The organism is Niastella sp. OAS944 (assembly GCA_024809215.1).
Classification (GTDB): domain Bacteria; phylum Bacteroidota; class Bacteroidia; order Chitinophagales; family Chitinophagaceae; genus Niastella.
This window is the reverse complement of record JANUBW010000003.1, coordinates 43,146-59,944: the sequence shown is the minus strand read 5'-3', so window position 1 is coordinate 59,944 and position 16,799 is coordinate 43,146. Positions and strand designations below refer to the sequence as shown.

Sequence of the window (16,799 nt, the reverse complement as noted above, 5' to 3'; positions counted from 1 at the left end):
CGCTATTGGCGGGACTCTTTTACTATTGTCTATTATGCAAGCAGGTATTATTTTTAGCCGTTCTATATGATAAACAAACCGGGCTGGCCGGCTGTTTTATCATCATAATTATACCGTATTAATAATATATGAAAATTAAAGTAATCATTACAGGCGCTTCAGGTATGGTAGGAGAAGGCGTATTGCACGAGTGCCTGTTACACCCCGATGTAGAAGAAGTGTTGGTGGTGGGCAGAAGAACGGCAGGTGTAGTTCATACCAAATTAAAAGAGATAATACATAAAGACTTTTTCGATCTGTCGCCTATAAAAGATCAGTTAAAGGGCTACAACGCCTGTTACTTTTGCCTCGGTGTATCTTCAGTAGGTATGAAGGAAAAGGAGTATCATCATCTCACTTACGATCTTACCATGCATATGGCCACTATACTGGCCGATCAAAATCCCGGTATGACCTTCTGTTATGTATCCGGCTCTGGTACCGATAGTTCTGAACATGGAAAGCTTATGTGGGCACGCGTAAAAGGACAAACCGAGAACGACCTGATGCGATTGCCTTTCAAAGCAGCTTATATGTTCAGGCCGGGTTTTATGCGACCAACAAAAGGCCTTAAACATACATTGAAAGGTTATAAATTCTTCACCTGGTTATATCCTGTGCTGCGACCCATGTTCCCCAATTTCGTTTCTACGTTAAGCGAGTTAGGGCTGGCCATGGTAAACGTTACACTTAAAGGGTATGAAAAGCCGGTGCTGGAGGTAAAGGATATTGTTAAGGTGGCGCAGCCTGCATAAAGAAAAAAATCCCGCCTGGGCGGGATTCAAAAAGCATTGCTGCTTATTTGATTCTCTTGGTTGTTGATGCTAGGGACCAGGGTTCAGGGATCTCATGCGTACTACTTAATTAGGCCGCAAACTTTTTAATGTACGATCAATATTTTTCTGGAATGTTTTATACCCTTGATGTAAACATTTAGGAAATATATGCCATTTGACAATATCGGCAGCTTCAACGAAATTATATTCCCATTAAACTCAGGCTTCACCGGTATCTTTACACCCATATTGCTTAATAGTTCTACACGAGTGTTTTGTGGTAAAGCATTTTCCTTAAAGAGGATATTGATACTTTCACGGGCAGGGTTGGGGCTGGCAATGAAAGTATTGGTAATAACTTCTTCCATCTTAACACTTACAATTTGAGAGTAGGTAGTTGTGTTATTGGCGGCCACCTGTTGTAAGCGATATTGTAAATACAACATCATACCCGTTTGCATTTTGAAGACGGCCAGTAGGGCTTTGCCTTAATGAGTTATCAGTTAAACTGATCAAAACCGGAAAGTTGGTTAGTGTTCCCGTAATTTGTGAACCTTGTATAGTGATCATTTTACCATACGAATAACCAGTTAGCTGGGCGTTGAGGTGTTTACAGTAAAACATCGCAGGTACAAATAGACAGAAGAATCCCTTCCTCAAAGTGCTACTCTTTACTTTGAATTGTTGCATGGGCCTTAACCAATTTAGTACTTCAGCTTTACGGAATCTCACGTGCTTCGGGAATAAGCGAAGTATTAGTTATAACCGCATGTATACTGAAAAAATTGTTTGAACCACCCGAAAATGTAATGGTAACCCCTTATTATTTGATATATGTCAAGGCTTAGATAAGAATGGTGGAATTGTTTAGCAGACATTAAATATTATCAATATTTATAAGCTGTTTAATTGTTAAGTTAACAAGTTGACGAGTTGACTAGGAGTTGAGAAGTTGATAGCGGAAAAAGTTAATAGGTAATGGTATTAAAGAAGATCAAGCTATATAAGTGTCCCCCTCCCCCCACCGGGGGAGGGGTTAGGGGAGGGGGCCTCACGCTTGTAAAGGCAAATTCCTTATTCTCTTCCCACAAGCCTTATAAACCGCATTCGCTATAGCAGCTGAAGCTGGCCCCTGGGCGGCTTCGCCGGCTCCCATGGCTTTTTCATTGGGATGATCCAATACCATTACTTCTACCTCCGGCACCTGGTTAAAACGCATAATAGGATAACTTACCCAATCCCTGCTGGTCACATGTTGTACATCAAACTTCACCTGCTCCATCAACGTCCAGCTGGCAGATTGTATCATCCCGCCTTCGGTTTGATTGATAAGTCCGTCGAGGTTAATGACCTCTCCTGAATCAATAACGGCCCACATCTTCTGTATTTGTATGGCGTCGTTGCTCTGAACATTTACCTGTGCTGCAACAGCGCAATACGAAGCGGAATTTTTATACCTGCTGAAAGCTATTCCAATACCCGTATTGGCTGGTGGTTTTATAGTGGAAATCATATCCTGTAGTTTAAGAATAACCGCTTTTGCGCGTTCATCCTGTAAATGCATTAAGCGAAAGGTAAATGGGTCTTTCCCTGCTTTTTCTGCCAGTTCATCCATAAATGATTCAATGGCAAATATATTGGCATAAGCGCCCAGGCTGCGTAAGGCAGATGTGCGCAAGGGGCCTTTAAAGAAATGTGCATCTACACGTTGATTCGGTATGGTATAATAAGGATCGGCATTTCTATAGCCACCACCGCTAAACCCCGCTTTTTCTTTAAGCGGCGTAGCGTAATGTTGGGCCGCTAACAGATTGTTGGCGTCACCACCGGGGCGAATGCTATGTGTGTCGGACCACATATCATATTGCCAGCTGGTGATGTTGCCTGCGCTATCGAGTAATGCCGATGGTTCCATAATCATGGCGCTGCCGTAAGGCTCCCAGCCATGTTCGTCGCTGCGCGTCCATTGTAGTTTTATATGTTTACCAGGATAAGCCATGGCCAGTAATGCTACATCTGCCGCCACATCATCGGCGCCATTATGACCATAACAACCAGAGCCGGGCACACCGGTAACCTGTATTTGTTCTTCTGAAAGCTTTAATAATTTGGCTAATGATTCGCGCAAAGGAAATATACCCTGCGAATGTGACCATACATGAAGCTGGTTGTTTTCATAAAGGGCCAATGCACAGGATGGGCCTATGGAACCATGCATGTGATAGGGCTTGTAATATTGTGCTTTGATCCATGCGGTATCGTCTTTAGCAATACTTCCTTTTTCGGCTACCTTTTCATTTTGTGTGGGCAACGATTTTAAATAAGAGATCATATTGGCGCCCACGGGTAATTTGGCGCCTGCCGTCCATTTGCTGTGTTGTTGTAACCAGCGTTGTGCTTTTATAGCCCGGTATTCATCCTGTGCTATTACACCAACAAAACTTCCGTTCACAACTGTTTTTAAGATACCCGGAATGCTTTTTTGCAAAGCATTTTCATCGAGTTGTTGTAGCCGGGCTTCATATGCCGGCGGACGAACGATGCTTGCATACACCATGCCTGGAAAGCGAAGGTCCTGTATATAATGCTGCTCACCACGTGCCATACGGTTTATGTCGCTGCGGTGAATGGCCTTGCCAACAAGTTTATAATCTTCCCTGGCTTTTAATGCAACCGGCGCCTGCACCTTATCGGTGATCTGTTTGCCTTTTAAAAGCTGGTTAAAAGTAATGGAGCTATTGCCGTTGCGGGTGCTGATGGTGCCATTATTCATGGTCAATTGTTCAACAGGAACGCCGAGTTGTTGTGCTGCTAGTTCCAGAAGTTTTTGTCTGGCCGCAGCGGCGGCAAACCTTACTGCCATAGCGCTTTGTTCAATAGAGCCACTGCCAACGGTGTAACCTTCATCGGGCGTGCGTGCCGTATCGGCCAATACTATTTCAACTAGGTCCATACTGAGATCGAGCTCTTCGGCTGCTACCTGTGAAATGGCAGTGCCAATGCCCTGCCCCAGTTCAAGTTTGCCTGTAAAAATGCGAACGTGCCCGTTTGCCAGCACCTGTAGCCAGGCATCGATATTAGGATGTCGTTTAATGCTTGCAGGCAGTTCCTGTAGCATAGGCGAGGGCACATCTATGAATGAGGTGTTTAGGCTGAACCCAATGGCCAGGCAGCCGGTATTCTTTAGAAAATTTCTTCTGTTCATTACTTAGCGTTTTTGGTGGCGGCCCGTTTAACAGCTTTTATAATGCGGCTTTGTGTGCCGCAACGGCAAAGGGCACGTTGTAAGCCATTACGTATGGCGGTATCATCGGGGTGAGGGTTCTCATTCAATAATGAAACGGCAGATATCACCATGCCGTTCATGCAATAACCGCATTGTGCGGCCTGCTCCTGTACAAAGGCTTCCTGCACGGGATGCAGGGTATTATCTTTTTGTATCAGGCCTTCGAGGGTAACAATGGTTTTGTCTTTTGCGGCCGCAACCGGCAACATACAGCTTGGTTCTGCTTTTCCATTGATCAATACCATGCAGGCGCCGCATTGCTGTAAACCGCAACCATACTTGGGCCCGTTCAGCGCTAATTGGTTTCGCAATACATATAACAGCGGTGTAGAGGGGTCAACTTCCACACTGTGTTTTTTCCCGTTAACCTGTATGTGAATGGTAGTATTCATATTAATTAAATTTATGCTGAACGCCGAACGCAAAACACAATACAGCGAGCAGTCAGGAAATGCGACTGCCGGCCGGTTTATTAAGCCTGAAAATACTCATGAATAATGAGTATAGGAATTTCACGTTTGCCTTTTCACGATTGCCGATTGCCGAAAAGGCATATAAGTTAAGAAAAATATACTTAACGGAAGTGAGTCGAAACTATCAGGGAAATATTACAAAAAGGAGGGAAAATTATTACCGGCTTTAGCACCTGTAGCTGCAACACGTACAGGGCTAAAGCATATGCCGGTAATGAATGATGATGAACAAACTGATTAGATGGTAAAGGTTATAGTGCTCACTTCTTCACAGCGCTTTTTGAGGGCTTGCATCGTTAGTCACTTTTTTATCTTCAAGCAATCCGTTTTGTTTTACCCACAAAGTGAGTGAGATAAGGGAAGTGAGAATAAGCAGGCTCGATAAATTATACTCGCCTTTCAAATACATAAGGGCGCTTACAACACAGGTAATGACAATACATGCCAGTTCCAAAAGCAGATAGAAAATTTTCATTTGGTACGGTGAATTTTATATATGAATGAATGATAAATTCGGATCTACCTATCGGGGCATACTAATAACATACCAGTACTGAAATAATGGTTACTTCTGAGAAATCGGAATTGAACAGTAAGTCAAATGTGCGTAAGGAAATTGGAAACAGATTCGGGCAGTTAAATGTGCAAGGTATACTTGATGTCGGTGCTGCACAAAAGTGGCAAGCAAATTTTAATGGTGCAAGTGTTTGCCGCCGCTTTCCTTAAATATTTATTTTCTTTATGGAAAACCCGTTTATTACTTTCGGTTTACAGCATTTACGAAGTTGCTGCAAAATTGTTCAATGGAAGGTATTCGGCCCATTGCAGCTCACCTGGCAGCAACTGGTTGCTGAATTCAAGGTGTATCACTCTTCTTTTATTATTGTTCGTGGTCCTGTTTGAGGCGTGAAGCAGCAGAGGCTGCATGATCATAATACCGCCGCTTTGCACTTTGCAAACCACTTCCTGTTCTTTGTTCCAGTCAATGGTTTCGGGCCGGTAAATGCCTTTACGGTGCGAACCAGGCACTATTTTCAGGGCGCCATTGTTTTCGTCGGTATCATCGAGGTGAATTCTGATGGTGAAGATGTTCTCCAGCAACGCCACCGGCGGCTGCACCGCAAACTGATCGTTCTTAACCGTCCACTGTTCAAAGCCTGCCACCTGTTTTTTCTCGTTTACTGAAATAGTAAGGTCCTGGTGATATGCCACAAACCAGTTCGATTGTTCGGGTTTATCGAAGTATATTGATTTTACCAGGAAATAGTCGGGGCCAAACAGCTGATCTATTACAGACCGTAACCGGCTGTTAAATACGAGCGAACTTATTGCAGGCACTTCTTTTAAAAACCGCCTGATGGCAAACAGATCACTGGTTTTGCGAAAGGCGGGGCCGCTGGTATCTATTCTATTGATGGTGTCAATAATAGCGGCCACCTCTTCTGAAGTAAATACATTGTCAATGATCGTAAATCCCGTTTTATGCAGGTTCATAGGTGCGGTTATAACTGAATGATATTGTAAATAGGTACCGGTGGGTCGAATGACTGGTTATTTTCCGACTGGTTATAGATCTTGAATACGATATCCATGCCTTTTACCACTTTGCCAAAAGCGGCATAGCCTTGTTTGTCGGCATTGTTCTCACCGCCAAAATCAAAGCCTGGCTGGTCGGCAATACAAATAAAGAACTCACTGGTAGCGGTGCCCGGAGCTAAGCGCGCCAATGAAATGGTGCCTTTTTTATGTTGCAAATGGGTTTGCTCGGTGGTTTCGTGTGGTATGCCGGTAAGCGTGTCGTGCACTTTGGGGTTCGATTTATAAATACCACCTTGTATCAGTTCGGCCTTAGAGGCATTGGAAGGCTGGTTGTCGTCGTTGAGCACGCGATAGAAAGAACTTTTATTGTAATAACCGGCTTTTACATAAGAAAGAAAAGCATGTACGGTTTTAGGCGCCTGGTCGGGATATAACTCCACTTCAATATCGCCGAGCTTGGTTTGTATTTCAATATGCGGGTTCTTGTATTTGGTTCCACAGGCGGCTAGCAGGATGCTTAGGGTAGCAATAAGTAGGTATTGGTGGCGCATTTGTAAATTTTAACAATGCAAATTAAATAGAAAAGGGTGGATTGTTAAAGAAATATGAACCCCAAGTTAACGATCTCACAAATGACCTGGTTCAAGTGAACCATGAATAAACTAACTGCACCGTGCGCCATCATATATACGACCACTCTTTATTCACTTTAAAAACACCGGTCATGAAACCTATTTTACGCTTAACCTTTTTATTTATTGCCATTGTTTCTTTTGCCAGCTGTTCTAAAGTAGTAGTTAATGTAGATATTCAACCCAACATAAACGGCAGCTGGGTACTTACCGATGCCGCTCATAAAGACAAATACGGCTGGTACACTGTTAACACCGGTGTAGAAAATGGTGTGTTTACTTTCTATAACAACGGTAGGGCTAAATACGTAGAGAACGGAGTTACCCTTGAAGGTAATTGGAGCATGACTAAAATAAGCACCGGTTACTATGATGAGTATGGTGTTTATGTTACCAATTCGCACTACGATCTGTCAATTCATGTTTCTGATTACTATGGCGAAGATGCCGTTGATATGTACTTTGATAATGTAAGTGTAGGTATAAATTCATTTGTAGGTACCAACTATGCCAACGGCTATATTGGTCGTTACAGGTTCAGCAGATATTAATCGATGTTTTCTGGAAGGTTTGTGAATAGTAAGGGTCCGCCGGTTTATTGGCGGACCCTTTATTTATAATGATCCTTTCTTTGGCGCGAACTCCTGTTCCCATTTCGCCAGTTGCTGCAATAACTGATAACTTGAAAGTATATCCTGCGCAAAGGCGGTTTGCCTGTACGATAGATCTCCTTCCTGACCCTGTAAAAGCATATAGGCATTGTTCACCAACTGCTCCTGGGTATAACTGGTATTGCCAAGGGTTTGATAATAACGCATTTGCTGTTGCAGGTCTTTTTTAATAGAAGCGGCTACTTTATTGGCAAGTGTAAGGTCCTCTGCCTGGTAACAGGATTCAAGGAATTGAAGCGAGAAAATATTATGCATATTACCACGGTTGCTGGTAAAGCCATATGGAATATTGGCCTGGCTAACCTCGTCGTCAAAACGATGTAAAACTTTACGCGCCTCTTCTTTTCTGCCGGCAAGCGCAAGACCGCGTGCTACCTGTGCATGCGCGAGTTTAATGGTATTTATCCGGCGACGGTTCTCTTCATCAAAGTAAACCCCTTTTTTATTCGCATGGCCATAATCAAACTTCTGCATAATATTCTTATAGGCCAGGTCGGTATTAATGCCGGCATTGTTGGTGTTTTCAACAGGTACCAATTGATAGGTGAGCCCATTTAAGCGGGTGTATTTATCAAGCCCAACGTCCTGCGCCGTGCTATTGTTGGTAAAACAAACAGGCCGTTTCCACTGGTTGCCGGCAATAACCGCCAGTATGGCGAGGTCGTTCTTAAAGATGAAGTTTTTACCGCTTAGGTCAATATGTATTGAATCAACAACATTATCATTGGCATTGACGGTGCCATTGGCCGTCACCACTTTTTTGTCAACAGGTACGCTGAATTTTTGTGTGGGGTATAAATGATATACATCGCCATCTTCTGAGGTGGTGGTATAGCGTGGGTCGTCGCTGGCAATTACATTCTTAAGTATATCGTGCAGGTCGTAGTATTTATCGGCTTCAAAACCCGGCATTTTATTATAATAAACAACATTAAGGCGGTCGCCTGCCACCTGTTCAGGCGTGAATACTACATTGAACGGATCGCTGTCATTTACTTTATATCGCAACTGATCAATACTCCAGTCGGTACCTAACAGCGTGCTCACTACTACGCGCACATCTTTTCGAATGCCTTCTACTTCCTGGGCATACCATAAACCGTAAGAGTCATTGTCTTCGGCGGTAAATAAAATAGCATTGGGCGGACAACTTTCCAGGTAATTCTTAGCAAGGTCAAGCGCCAGTGTTTTTTGGCTGCGGTCATGATCGTCCCATTCCTGCTGCGCCATTAATACCGGTACCGCCAATAAACATAATGCACTTGCTGCATAGGTAGCCACCGAAGCTTTGGTTATTTTCTCAAACACTTGTTTGGTCCATAATACACCAAGGCCTATCCAGATAGCGAACGCATAGAAGGAGCCCACAAAGGCATAGTCGCGTTCGCGTGGCTGATAACCGGCCTGGTTCAAATAGAATACAATGGCCAGCCCGGTACAAAAGAACAATAAGCCATTTACCAGCAAGTCGCGGCGGTTGCGTTTTAACTGGAATAGTAGTCCGGCAACACCCAATAACAAGGGCAGCATATATAAGCGGTTGAATGCTTTGTTTGCTACATGGGCGCTATCGGGCAATTTTTGCTGGTTGCCGTACATGGCATTATCAATAAATGAAATGCCGCTGATGAAATTACTATCGCGTGGGTTGCCAAATCCCTGCAAATCGTTTTGCCGGCCGGCAAAGTTCCACATAAAGTAACGCATGTACATCCAGCCGGCCTGGTACTTCATAAAGTATTTCAGGTTATCGCCCATGGTTGGCGAATCGTCGGGGCCAAGCCCTGCAAACTGGCGATAACAATCAACCTGCCCGCGATCGTTACTTTCGTCGTACATGCGCGGGAATAAATGCGAGGAAGGTGTATTGCCCCAATCCTGTTTATAACGTGAGCCGCTTATTTCGTATTTGTCTTTTCCCCTTACATATTGATCGCCGGTTTTTACAAAAGGTGCTTTGTCGGTAAAATCAGGACCGTATGCAATTGGCCAGTCGCCATACTTCTCACGGCTTAAATAACCTTCAAGGTTAATGGGGTTATCAATATTGTACATATCAACACCGGGGTTGGCATTTGAACGTATCATGGTGGTTAGGTACGTTGAATAGCCCAGTAACATAAAGGCGCTGCTCCATAAACCCAGTTTTGCATAATGCAGTTTTCTTTTATTGGCAAGCCTGATGCCGTAAGCAATACCGGCTGCAATAAGAATAAAGAAGAAGGTAAAGCCAACAAAAAAGGGCATACCCAATTCGTTTACAAAGTAAATATCGAATGCGCCGGCGCCTTTTATAGTGTATTGAATAATGAATTTTTGAATAAAACCGGTGATGGCGCAACCGATAAGAAAAGCAAAGACCGTATTGAGCCTTGTTACTTTGAATCGTTTGAAATAATAAACCATTATAATGGCTGGTATGGTAAGCAGGTTCAACAGGTGAACGCCTATTGAAAGGCCCATCATGTAGAAGATGAATATTAGCCATTTGTCGGCCCCGGGTTTGTGGCTTTGTTGTTCCCATTTCAGTATGGCCCAAAATACCAGGGCGGTAAAGAAAGAAGAAAGTGCATACACTTCGCCTTCAACTGCGCTGAACCAAAATGAATCGGAGAAGGTGTAAGCCAGGGCGCCTACAGTGCCCGCGCTGATGATAAGAAAAATAGATTGCCGGCTTAGCGGTTCATCGTTCTTTTGAATAAGCTTGCGGGCAAAATGGGTTATGGTCCAAAACAGGAACAATATGGTTAACGCACTTACAATGGCGCTCATACTGTTTACGGCAATGGCCACGGTGGCCGGGTTGTTCCCAAACAGAATAATAAAAAACCGGGCTATCAGGATAAACAGGGGCGCGCCGGGCGGGTGGGGAATACCCATTGTGTAAGCTGTAGAAATAAATTCACCGCAATCCCATAAACTAACGGTGCGTTCCATGGTAAGCAGGTAAACGGTACAGGCAATAGCGCATACCGCAAAGCCCGCCAGGTTGTTCACTTTGTTGAAGTTCATTGTGTTGGATTTAAAGTTCACAGAGAAATAACTACTTTAATCCCTTTGCCCTTGCTGGTTTTATTACAGAGTGCCTATCTTTATCAGCATGTTAAACTTTCGGGAAGATTGATATTCTAACAGAATCTTAAAATTCGGCTATATTTCTCCAATTTCATTTTCGGGAGCGTATTCATATCCTATAGAAACGTTAATTGTTGGTGAGGCCTTTAGGCAAAAGCTATCTTGTATTACAATGCAGATATATGTGAATAAACAGCCATGGAGCTTGTTTAGAATGGCATAAATTTTTCAACGCTGTTATAATACAACCAGCCAATATGAAATATGGTATTCGCTCTTTAATGGTAATGGCAATATTGATCATTGCCGGCTTGTGCAGTGGTGTGCAGGCGCAGAAAATATTCTTTGCATTTGCGCATGGCCAGTATGCCAGCCCGGTGCAGAATAGTTTTAAAGCCGATTATAACTATGGTGCAGGGGCCGAGGGCGGGGCCGGCGTTAAGGTTGGCAAGAAAACTTTCCTTACCGGTACGGTTGGCTATATGGTGTTTAATTCTCCATCGAAGGACCTGGGTAACATTACCTATGTTCCCATGAAAGTAGGGGTGCGCAAATATTTTTTACCAACTAATTTATTGTTCGTTCATACAGATGCGGGTATTGGTCAAATAAAAGATAAGACAACCAGTTCTACTTCCTCTCGTTTTTCTGCCGATGTGGGCGGTGGAGTAAAGCTTGGCCCATTTGAAATGGGCGTAGCCTTTGATGGTTTCGTTCGCAACGGCGGTTTCGCTTCATGGGTTGGGTTTAAGGCCGGTTGGCGGTTTGGGATATAAAAGTTATTCAGTTTATTGAGTTGTTCAGTTGTTAAGTTGTATTCCTCGTTAACTCGTCAACTCGTTAACTCGTCAAGCTATAAAGGCGTGTCACGGTTCCAACGTGTGGCACGCCTATTTTGTATTACAACTCTCTCTTGATTTCCTCAATGGTCTCTAAAAATCTTTTCTCCCGCCTGATATCCTTCACCCACGCCAGGTCCCTTTCAATAAGATCTATTTCCTTCTTAATGGTAGCGCCTGCTTTACCGGGTTCGGCACCCAGTATATATACCGTGTCGGAAATGGCTACGCTTGTTTCAATATCGTGCGAAACAATGATAAGCGTTTTCAACTCATCTGATAACGAAACCTGCTGTAACAACGCTACGGCTTTATCAAGCATACATACATCGAGGCCGCTGAATGGTTCATCGAGCAAAATAAAGTCGGAGCCTTTTAACAGCTGCTGTATAATGCTTACCCGCTGGCGCTGACCACCCGATAACTGCTGCGGGTATAAGTTCAGGTGGCCCGTTAACTGAAACTGTTCGGCATATTGTTCAATGATCTGTTTTTCCATTGCAAACAATTTGCTGTTCTTTTTAGCGGCCAGCATCAATGATTGATACACGGTGCGCCACTCAAACAGGTAATAGTTTTGGAATATAACACCCATATCGCCGGCCTTTACCGGTTTGTTGTTGTAGATGGTTACGCGGCCGGCAGTAGGTTGTTGCAAACCCGATACTATTTTGATCAACTGCGTTTTGCCAATACCGCTTCGGCCCACAAGGCTAACCACCTGTCCCTGCGATAAACCGGGGCGCACAATATTCCTGATACAAAAATTTATATCGCGCAGAATGGGCCTGTCGTAGGTAAGCTGAAGGTTTGTTGCCTGCAGCACCACTTCTGCTTTTACATGTTCTGTCATAATGCTTTCGCTTTTTTTAATCTGCTATAGGGAAACAACCATTGGCGCACGGCGCCCAGTAAATAATCGAACAATAAACCAATAATAAAGATCACCAGCTGCAGTGCCAGTACATTAGTAAGATCGTTGTACTTGTTGTATTTTATCAGTAAGGTGCCAATACCGCCTTCGCTCATGCTAAGGCCCTCTACCATGGTGATCATTAACCAGCTGATGGCAAAGTTCTGCCGTAGGATCTCAAACACCTGGTCGGCCTTGCCTATGATGATCACTTCGTATAATGTTTGCCAGTTATTATAACCCAATGTTTTGCATAACTCATATTCCTGTTGATCAATTTGTACAATTACCGCCAGGAACGAGGTTACAAAGAAGGGCACAATGCCAAACACCAATAACGATAACTTTAACCCACTGCCGTCGTTGGTTAGCAGCGTGAAAATGAATATCAAACCGGTAAGGGTAAGGTAACGGCATTTCACAATGAATTGCGCCACGCTTTTAAAAAAAGGCAGTACTGATAAATAAGCAAACAACAGGGTGATTATTATCGAGTACAGCATAGCCTTTAAGGTAAGCAGCAGGCTTACCAGTATATTGTCCAAAAGCAGTTTGCTCCCCAGCAGTTGAACAAAGGCGGCGGCTACCTTTGTGGGTTTGGGTATTAGTCCGGTGCACAGCGTATGCCATAGCATTAATGTTATCACCACCTGCATGGCCACCATAGTTAAAATGGTTTGCCGGTTGATGGTTGCAAATGGTTGAAAGATCTTTTTCATTTAGTTGTTCGTTGGTCTTTGAAGAAAGCTGCGTTGTGGCTGCAACTCCACAACACGGCTATTGTGATACCGATAGCTATTTGTATTACTCACCCAGTACGATCTCAACACGTCTGTTCCTGCAACGGCCGGCTTCATTGTTGTTATCGGCTACGGGTTTTTCAGCGCCATAACCTTTGGCTTCGATCTGATTTTCTTTCAAGCCTTTTCTTAGCAGGTAGCTTCTTACGCTTTCGGCGCGCTTTTGTGAAAGCGGTACGTTTACGTTGTTGCTACCTTTATTATCAGTATGGCCATACACGCCCAGTTTCAAGCCTTCGGCTACAACGGCCGATTCAAAGATCTCATCGAGCATCCGGTAGGAGGCTGGTAAGATAGTGGTGGAACCGGTCTCAAACTGTATCGCATATGATTTGCTAGATACGGCACTGGTGATCTGTTCGGCATACTTTGTTTCAATAGCCTTGCCCTGTAACAGTTCGGGGTGGTTCGAGATCACGCTGAACAGGAACGATTTGTCAATAGCTTTTTCATACGGTAAAAAGCCGGGCATTATGGAAGGGTACATTTTCACCATCAGGTTACCAAAGGTGTTGTACACCGCCTTGTAACGGTCTACCCTGTCTTCACCCAAGCCATAGGTGTTGGCCATATCGTTCAGGTTGAACACCGCAGAACCACCCAGTGTTACTTTAATACCCTGGATGTCTTTTTCTTCAATGCCATTGAAGTATTTCAGCCAGTAAGCGGCATCCTGCTCCTGATACAATTGAGCGCTCACCTGGGCCGCAAATTGTTTGGCGTCGTTAAACGAACGTACCTGGTCGCCGGCGTTTGCCAGGGCAATGATCATGTTCTCGATATCGGTACGGTGATCATTGGCCCATCGTTTAATGGCAATGGTTTGATTACTCATTTGCGATGCATATTGTTTGGTGCTGGCAATGGTTACCAGTCCGCCCTTTTTAGTGGCGACATTTACGTCACCGGGTGTCCAGGTGGCAACAGCGTCTACACCAACGGTTGTATCGGTACCGGTTGTTCTTCCATTTACCACCAGCTTTCTTTTTTCGGTATAACCGGTGATGTACTTGTTAGGCGCATCGAGAAAGTCGTTAGCGGCAATGAGGTTGATGGCATTACCGTCGTAAGTGGTTTCATCGGGGTTTACCTGCAGTCCGTTGTCGCCGGCCCATTTCAATAAAATATTGATGTCGCCATCGCGTAATACACCGGCAACGCATTTGCCTACTGCATTCTTTGGGTCCTGTTTCCACGACAAAGGGCCCATCACCTGGTCTTCGCCATACGATTTACCATGGGTAACCGGTATAATAATAGGTTGGTATTCGGGGCCTAAAGGTTCAAGCTCTTTGGCGAGCGAGGTCATAAAGGCCGGCATGCCATCGCCCATGAAGGTTATCAATACACCAGGGGTGTTGGGATTGCTTTTATAATCGCTGGCAAATTTTACCAGGTCGGCCATTTGTTTGTTACAGTCGTCCTGGCGAACATATGTTACATCGAGGTGTGCTTTATCAAATAAAGAACCTTTAGTAGTTTGAATGCCGCCGTTGGCATACATACCAGCGAACTGGCTGTTCCAGGCCATGCGTTCCCAGGTGATTTGCGTACCGCCGTTCACCGCGGGCGCATCACCAGGCAGGGGCAGTTTAACAGCACTACCTTGTAAAGAAGCGTCCGGCGCATCGGGCAGGGCCACTTTACCTACGGTAATTGATCCGTTTACATCTTTAGGCTGATTCTGATACCAGCGTACGCCGATAATACCTGCAGCTACTACTGCAGTGATGATAAATACTTTTCCGGCGGGTTTTAATTTAAGTGACATTGTTATGTGTAGTTATGTTTGTTGGTGGTTTATTGTTTGTTCTTCATAGGTGGCAATTACGTGAATGGGCTTTTCCTTTATCAACTCTATCATCTTCATCAACTTTTCAACTCATCGTTAACTCGTCCACTATTAATCCAGCAACCCACGATATCTGTCAGGCATTGAAATGCCCTTCAACCTACCGCTATCGATATTTTTTTCCAGTGAATGCTGCGTGTAGTTAAAGTCGTTATCAATATTGAACTGGTTGATGAGTTCGATGGCCTGGGCCGATTTGGCTTTGTTCTCAAGAACCTTGTCGTCCATAAATCGCGAGGTAACGTCTATGGCCGATCTAATATGGCCGATCTTTTCACCGATCTGTACTTTCAATATGGCCAGGGCTTTTTCGGCATCCTGATTCAGTTCATCGTCACCCTTGAAGGCCTTCATGGCGCTTGTTACGGCCGATAAACCGGTTGTTACTGAATAGTACAGGTCTTTCTTTGCATCCAGGTCGAGCTTTGCATCTTCGAGCATGATGCCGCTCTCTTCATAGGCTGCGTCGGCAAATTTTATCAGCTTGTTCAGGTCACTAACTATGGGTGTTACATTGTCGATGTATTCGCGGCAACGCAATACATTGTTTGCATACAGGTCAACCTGGCGACTGTTCTTTCCCTGTTCGGCTTGCACGATCTTTACTTTTTGTATGTTCAACTGCAGCTCTTTTTCTTTGTCGGCCAGTTTATCAACCAGCTCACTTTGTTTGCCTTTTAATTTAGCGCCCTGCTTGTATAAAGTGTTCCTGTCTTTATAACCCTGCTCAATTTTTGCCTGCAGAATATTGAAGGGGTTCAATTCTATGGCAATGCCAATAGTATAGTTGGCAATAAAAGCCGAGAAGTATTTCAGTGCCCGCCAGAATTTTTTGTTGGTAACGATCATCAGCAAAAAGCCAAGGACCACACCACCTATAACCAGGTTCACCAGGTTCCAGGTTACTGTTACAAGCCAGGGTAATACATACGTAACGAACCCGTACGTTACCCCCGCGAATAATGAAAAACCTATTATAGCGGTGGCAAGGTTCTTGGGTTCAGAGAACCAGCCGGGTGTTTTTGTTTTATGGACGAGGTTCATCATGTTGCGTTGTTTTATTGTATATAACTTTTTATTTTTTCCATATCCCGGCTAATACGGTCTTTTGCAGCCTCGCTCTCATATTTATACCCGCCCGTATTGGCTTCGATCTTGGTTTCATTCTCTTTTATTTCATGCTGCAGGTTCAGTATATCGGTTTGCATCGTGCTTATTTCCTGCATGAGCTGTTGAATGCGTTTTTCTTTTTCATCCATCAGCCGTTTCTTCTCGTGCACTTTTTCCTGTATGGCGGCATCTACGGTGTTGTGGAAGCTGGCGGCATCGTCATCCAGCACCTGCAGGTATTGCAAAGCGCTGGTCAATAGTTTTTGTTTGTCGAGGCCCTGAACACTCAATCCTGCAAAAGCAGTGATGTGGCGTACCTGTTCATCGGCAATTGCCTGCATGGCGTCTATCATTTTACTGTACTCGTAATAGCCTGGTCCCGTAATGTTGGCTTCTTTCAATAGCTTTTCAAAGTGTGCTTTGAATTTACCATTTGGCGCTGATGTATAACTGTTGTTAGCAGCTATGTTTGTATAGAAGGTGGCCGGGGGCGCAGTAATTGGTTTTTCCTCCACCGGTTTTTTGTCGTCGCTTACTTCCACGAAGGCCGACAATATTTTCTTTCCTAAGTTGACCATAGTTGTATGATATTTATAAGTTGTCAATAGGCTATCACTCCCTCCCCATCTGTTGGGGAGAGCTTGTGACCGGGCATAGCACGGTCACCAATAACAGTTGATGCTGTTATGCCAGTTGCTTTTGCTGCCTTGTTTGCTTAACTGAAGTATTTTCAGAAGGGCAGTGTGTCCCTGATTATAAGGGTGGCGGCCACAGGAGGACTTAACTTTAACTTG

15 protein-coding genes are annotated in these 16,799 nt (G+C 44.2%); 3 read left to right on the top strand and 12 right to left on the bottom strand.

The features are described from left to right. The first annotated feature begins 128 nt into the window (after positions 1–128). On the top strand, positions 129–794 hold the full coding sequence (locus tag GGD38_RS14840; RefSeq protein ID WP_375297025.1) for an NAD-dependent epimerase/dehydratase family protein: 666 nt from the start codon (positions 129–131) through the stop codon (positions 792–794). A gap of 125 nt (positions 795–919) precedes the next feature. On the opposite strand, the gene GGD38_RS14835 is transcribed toward GGD38_RS14840, so the two are convergent. The 6 genes from GGD38_RS14835 to GGD38_RS14810 all read right to left on the bottom strand — a co-directional run bounded on the left by GGD38_RS14835 (position 920) and on the right by GGD38_RS14810 (position 6,664). Beyond that, complete coding sequence (locus tag GGD38_RS14835; protein ID WP_375297024.1) at positions 920–1,264, bottom strand: T9SS type A sorting domain-containing protein; 345 nt, start codon at positions 1,262–1,264, stop codon at positions 920–922. 602 nt (positions 1,265–1,866) lie between these two features. Beyond that, positions 1,867–4,020: a molybdopterin cofactor-binding domain-containing protein gene (locus tag GGD38_RS14830; protein ID WP_375297023.1), complete on the bottom strand. Its 2,154-nt coding sequence runs from the start codon at positions 4,018–4,020 to the stop codon at positions 1,867–1,869. Next, positions 4,020–4,493: a (2Fe-2S)-binding protein gene (locus tag GGD38_RS14825; RefSeq protein WP_375297022.1), complete on the bottom strand. Its 474-nt coding sequence runs from the start codon at positions 4,491–4,493 to the stop codon at positions 4,020–4,022. Before GGD38_RS14825 ends, GGD38_RS14830 begins: the two co-directional genes overlap by 1 nt. Positions 4,494–4,842: 349 nt before the next feature. Continuing rightward, positions 4,843–5,049 carry a hypothetical protein gene (locus GGD38_RS14820; protein WP_375297021.1) on the bottom strand — a complete coding sequence of 69 codons (207 nt, stop codon included), beginning with the start codon at positions 5,047–5,049 and terminating at the stop codon, positions 4,843–4,845. Positions 5,050–5,351: 302 nt separating this feature from the next. Next, positions 5,352–6,068: a phytanoyl-CoA dioxygenase family protein gene (locus GGD38_RS14815; protein ID WP_375297020.1), complete on the bottom strand. Its 717-nt coding sequence runs from the start codon at positions 6,066–6,068 to the stop codon at positions 5,352–5,354. An 8-nt stretch (positions 6,069–6,076) separates the two neighbouring features. Then, the gene (locus tag GGD38_RS14810) at positions 6,077–6,664 is read right to left on the bottom strand and encodes a peptidylprolyl isomerase (RefSeq protein ID WP_375297019.1); all 588 of its coding nucleotides are present in this window, start codon (positions 6,662–6,664) and stop codon (positions 6,077–6,079) included. 173 nt (positions 6,665–6,837) lie between these two features. Between GGD38_RS14810 and GGD38_RS14805 the strand changes: the two genes are divergently transcribed. Beyond that, positions 6,838–7,296 carry a hypothetical protein gene (locus GGD38_RS14805; protein ID WP_375297018.1) on the top strand — a complete coding sequence of 153 codons (459 nt, stop codon included), beginning with the start codon at positions 6,838–6,840 and terminating at the stop codon, positions 7,294–7,296. A gap of 63 nt (positions 7,297–7,359) precedes the next feature. On the opposite strand, the gene GGD38_RS14800 is transcribed toward GGD38_RS14805, so the two are convergent. Further along, positions 7,360–10,428: a DUF2723 domain-containing protein gene (locus tag GGD38_RS14800; RefSeq protein ID WP_375297017.1), complete on the bottom strand. Its 3,069-nt coding sequence runs from the start codon at positions 10,426–10,428 to the stop codon at positions 7,360–7,362. Between the two features lie 320 nt (positions 10,429–10,748). Between GGD38_RS14800 and GGD38_RS14795 the strand changes: the two genes are divergently transcribed. Further along, entirely contained in the window at positions 10,749–11,267 is a 519-nt protein-coding gene (locus tag GGD38_RS14795; RefSeq protein ID WP_375297016.1) for a hypothetical protein, read from the top strand. A gap of 124 nt (positions 11,268–11,391) precedes the next feature. Here the strand turns inward: GGD38_RS14795 and GGD38_RS14790 are convergent, their stop codons facing one another. The 5 genes from GGD38_RS14790 to GGD38_RS14770 all read right to left on the bottom strand — a co-directional run bounded on the left by GGD38_RS14790 (position 11,392) and on the right by GGD38_RS14770 (position 16,583). Then, the gene (locus tag GGD38_RS14790; RefSeq protein ID WP_375297015.1) at positions 11,392–12,183 is read right to left on the bottom strand and encodes an ABC transporter ATP-binding protein; all 792 of its coding nucleotides are present in this window, start codon (positions 12,181–12,183) and stop codon (positions 11,392–11,394) included. Next, positions 12,180–12,962: an ABC transporter permease gene (locus tag GGD38_RS14785; protein WP_375297014.1), complete on the bottom strand. Its 783-nt coding sequence runs from the start codon at positions 12,960–12,962 to the stop codon at positions 12,180–12,182. The genes GGD38_RS14790 and GGD38_RS14785 overlap by 4 nt, the downstream gene beginning before the upstream one ends. Before the next feature lie 85 nt (positions 12,963–13,047). Further along, positions 13,048–14,814, bottom strand: coding sequence for an OmpA family protein (locus GGD38_RS14780; RefSeq protein WP_375297013.1), 1,767 nt, complete (start codon positions 14,812–14,814; stop codon positions 13,048–13,050). A gap of 132 nt (positions 14,815–14,946) precedes the next feature. Then, on the bottom strand, positions 14,947–15,942 hold the full coding sequence (locus GGD38_RS14775; protein ID WP_375297012.1) for a hypothetical protein: 996 nt from the start codon (positions 15,940–15,942) through the stop codon (positions 14,947–14,949). Positions 15,943–15,953: 11 nt separating this feature from the next. After that, positions 15,954–16,583: a hypothetical protein gene (locus tag GGD38_RS14770; RefSeq protein ID WP_375297011.1), complete on the bottom strand. Its 630-nt coding sequence runs from the start codon at positions 16,581–16,583 to the stop codon at positions 15,954–15,956. Between the last annotated feature and the right edge of the window lie 216 nt (positions 16,584–16,799).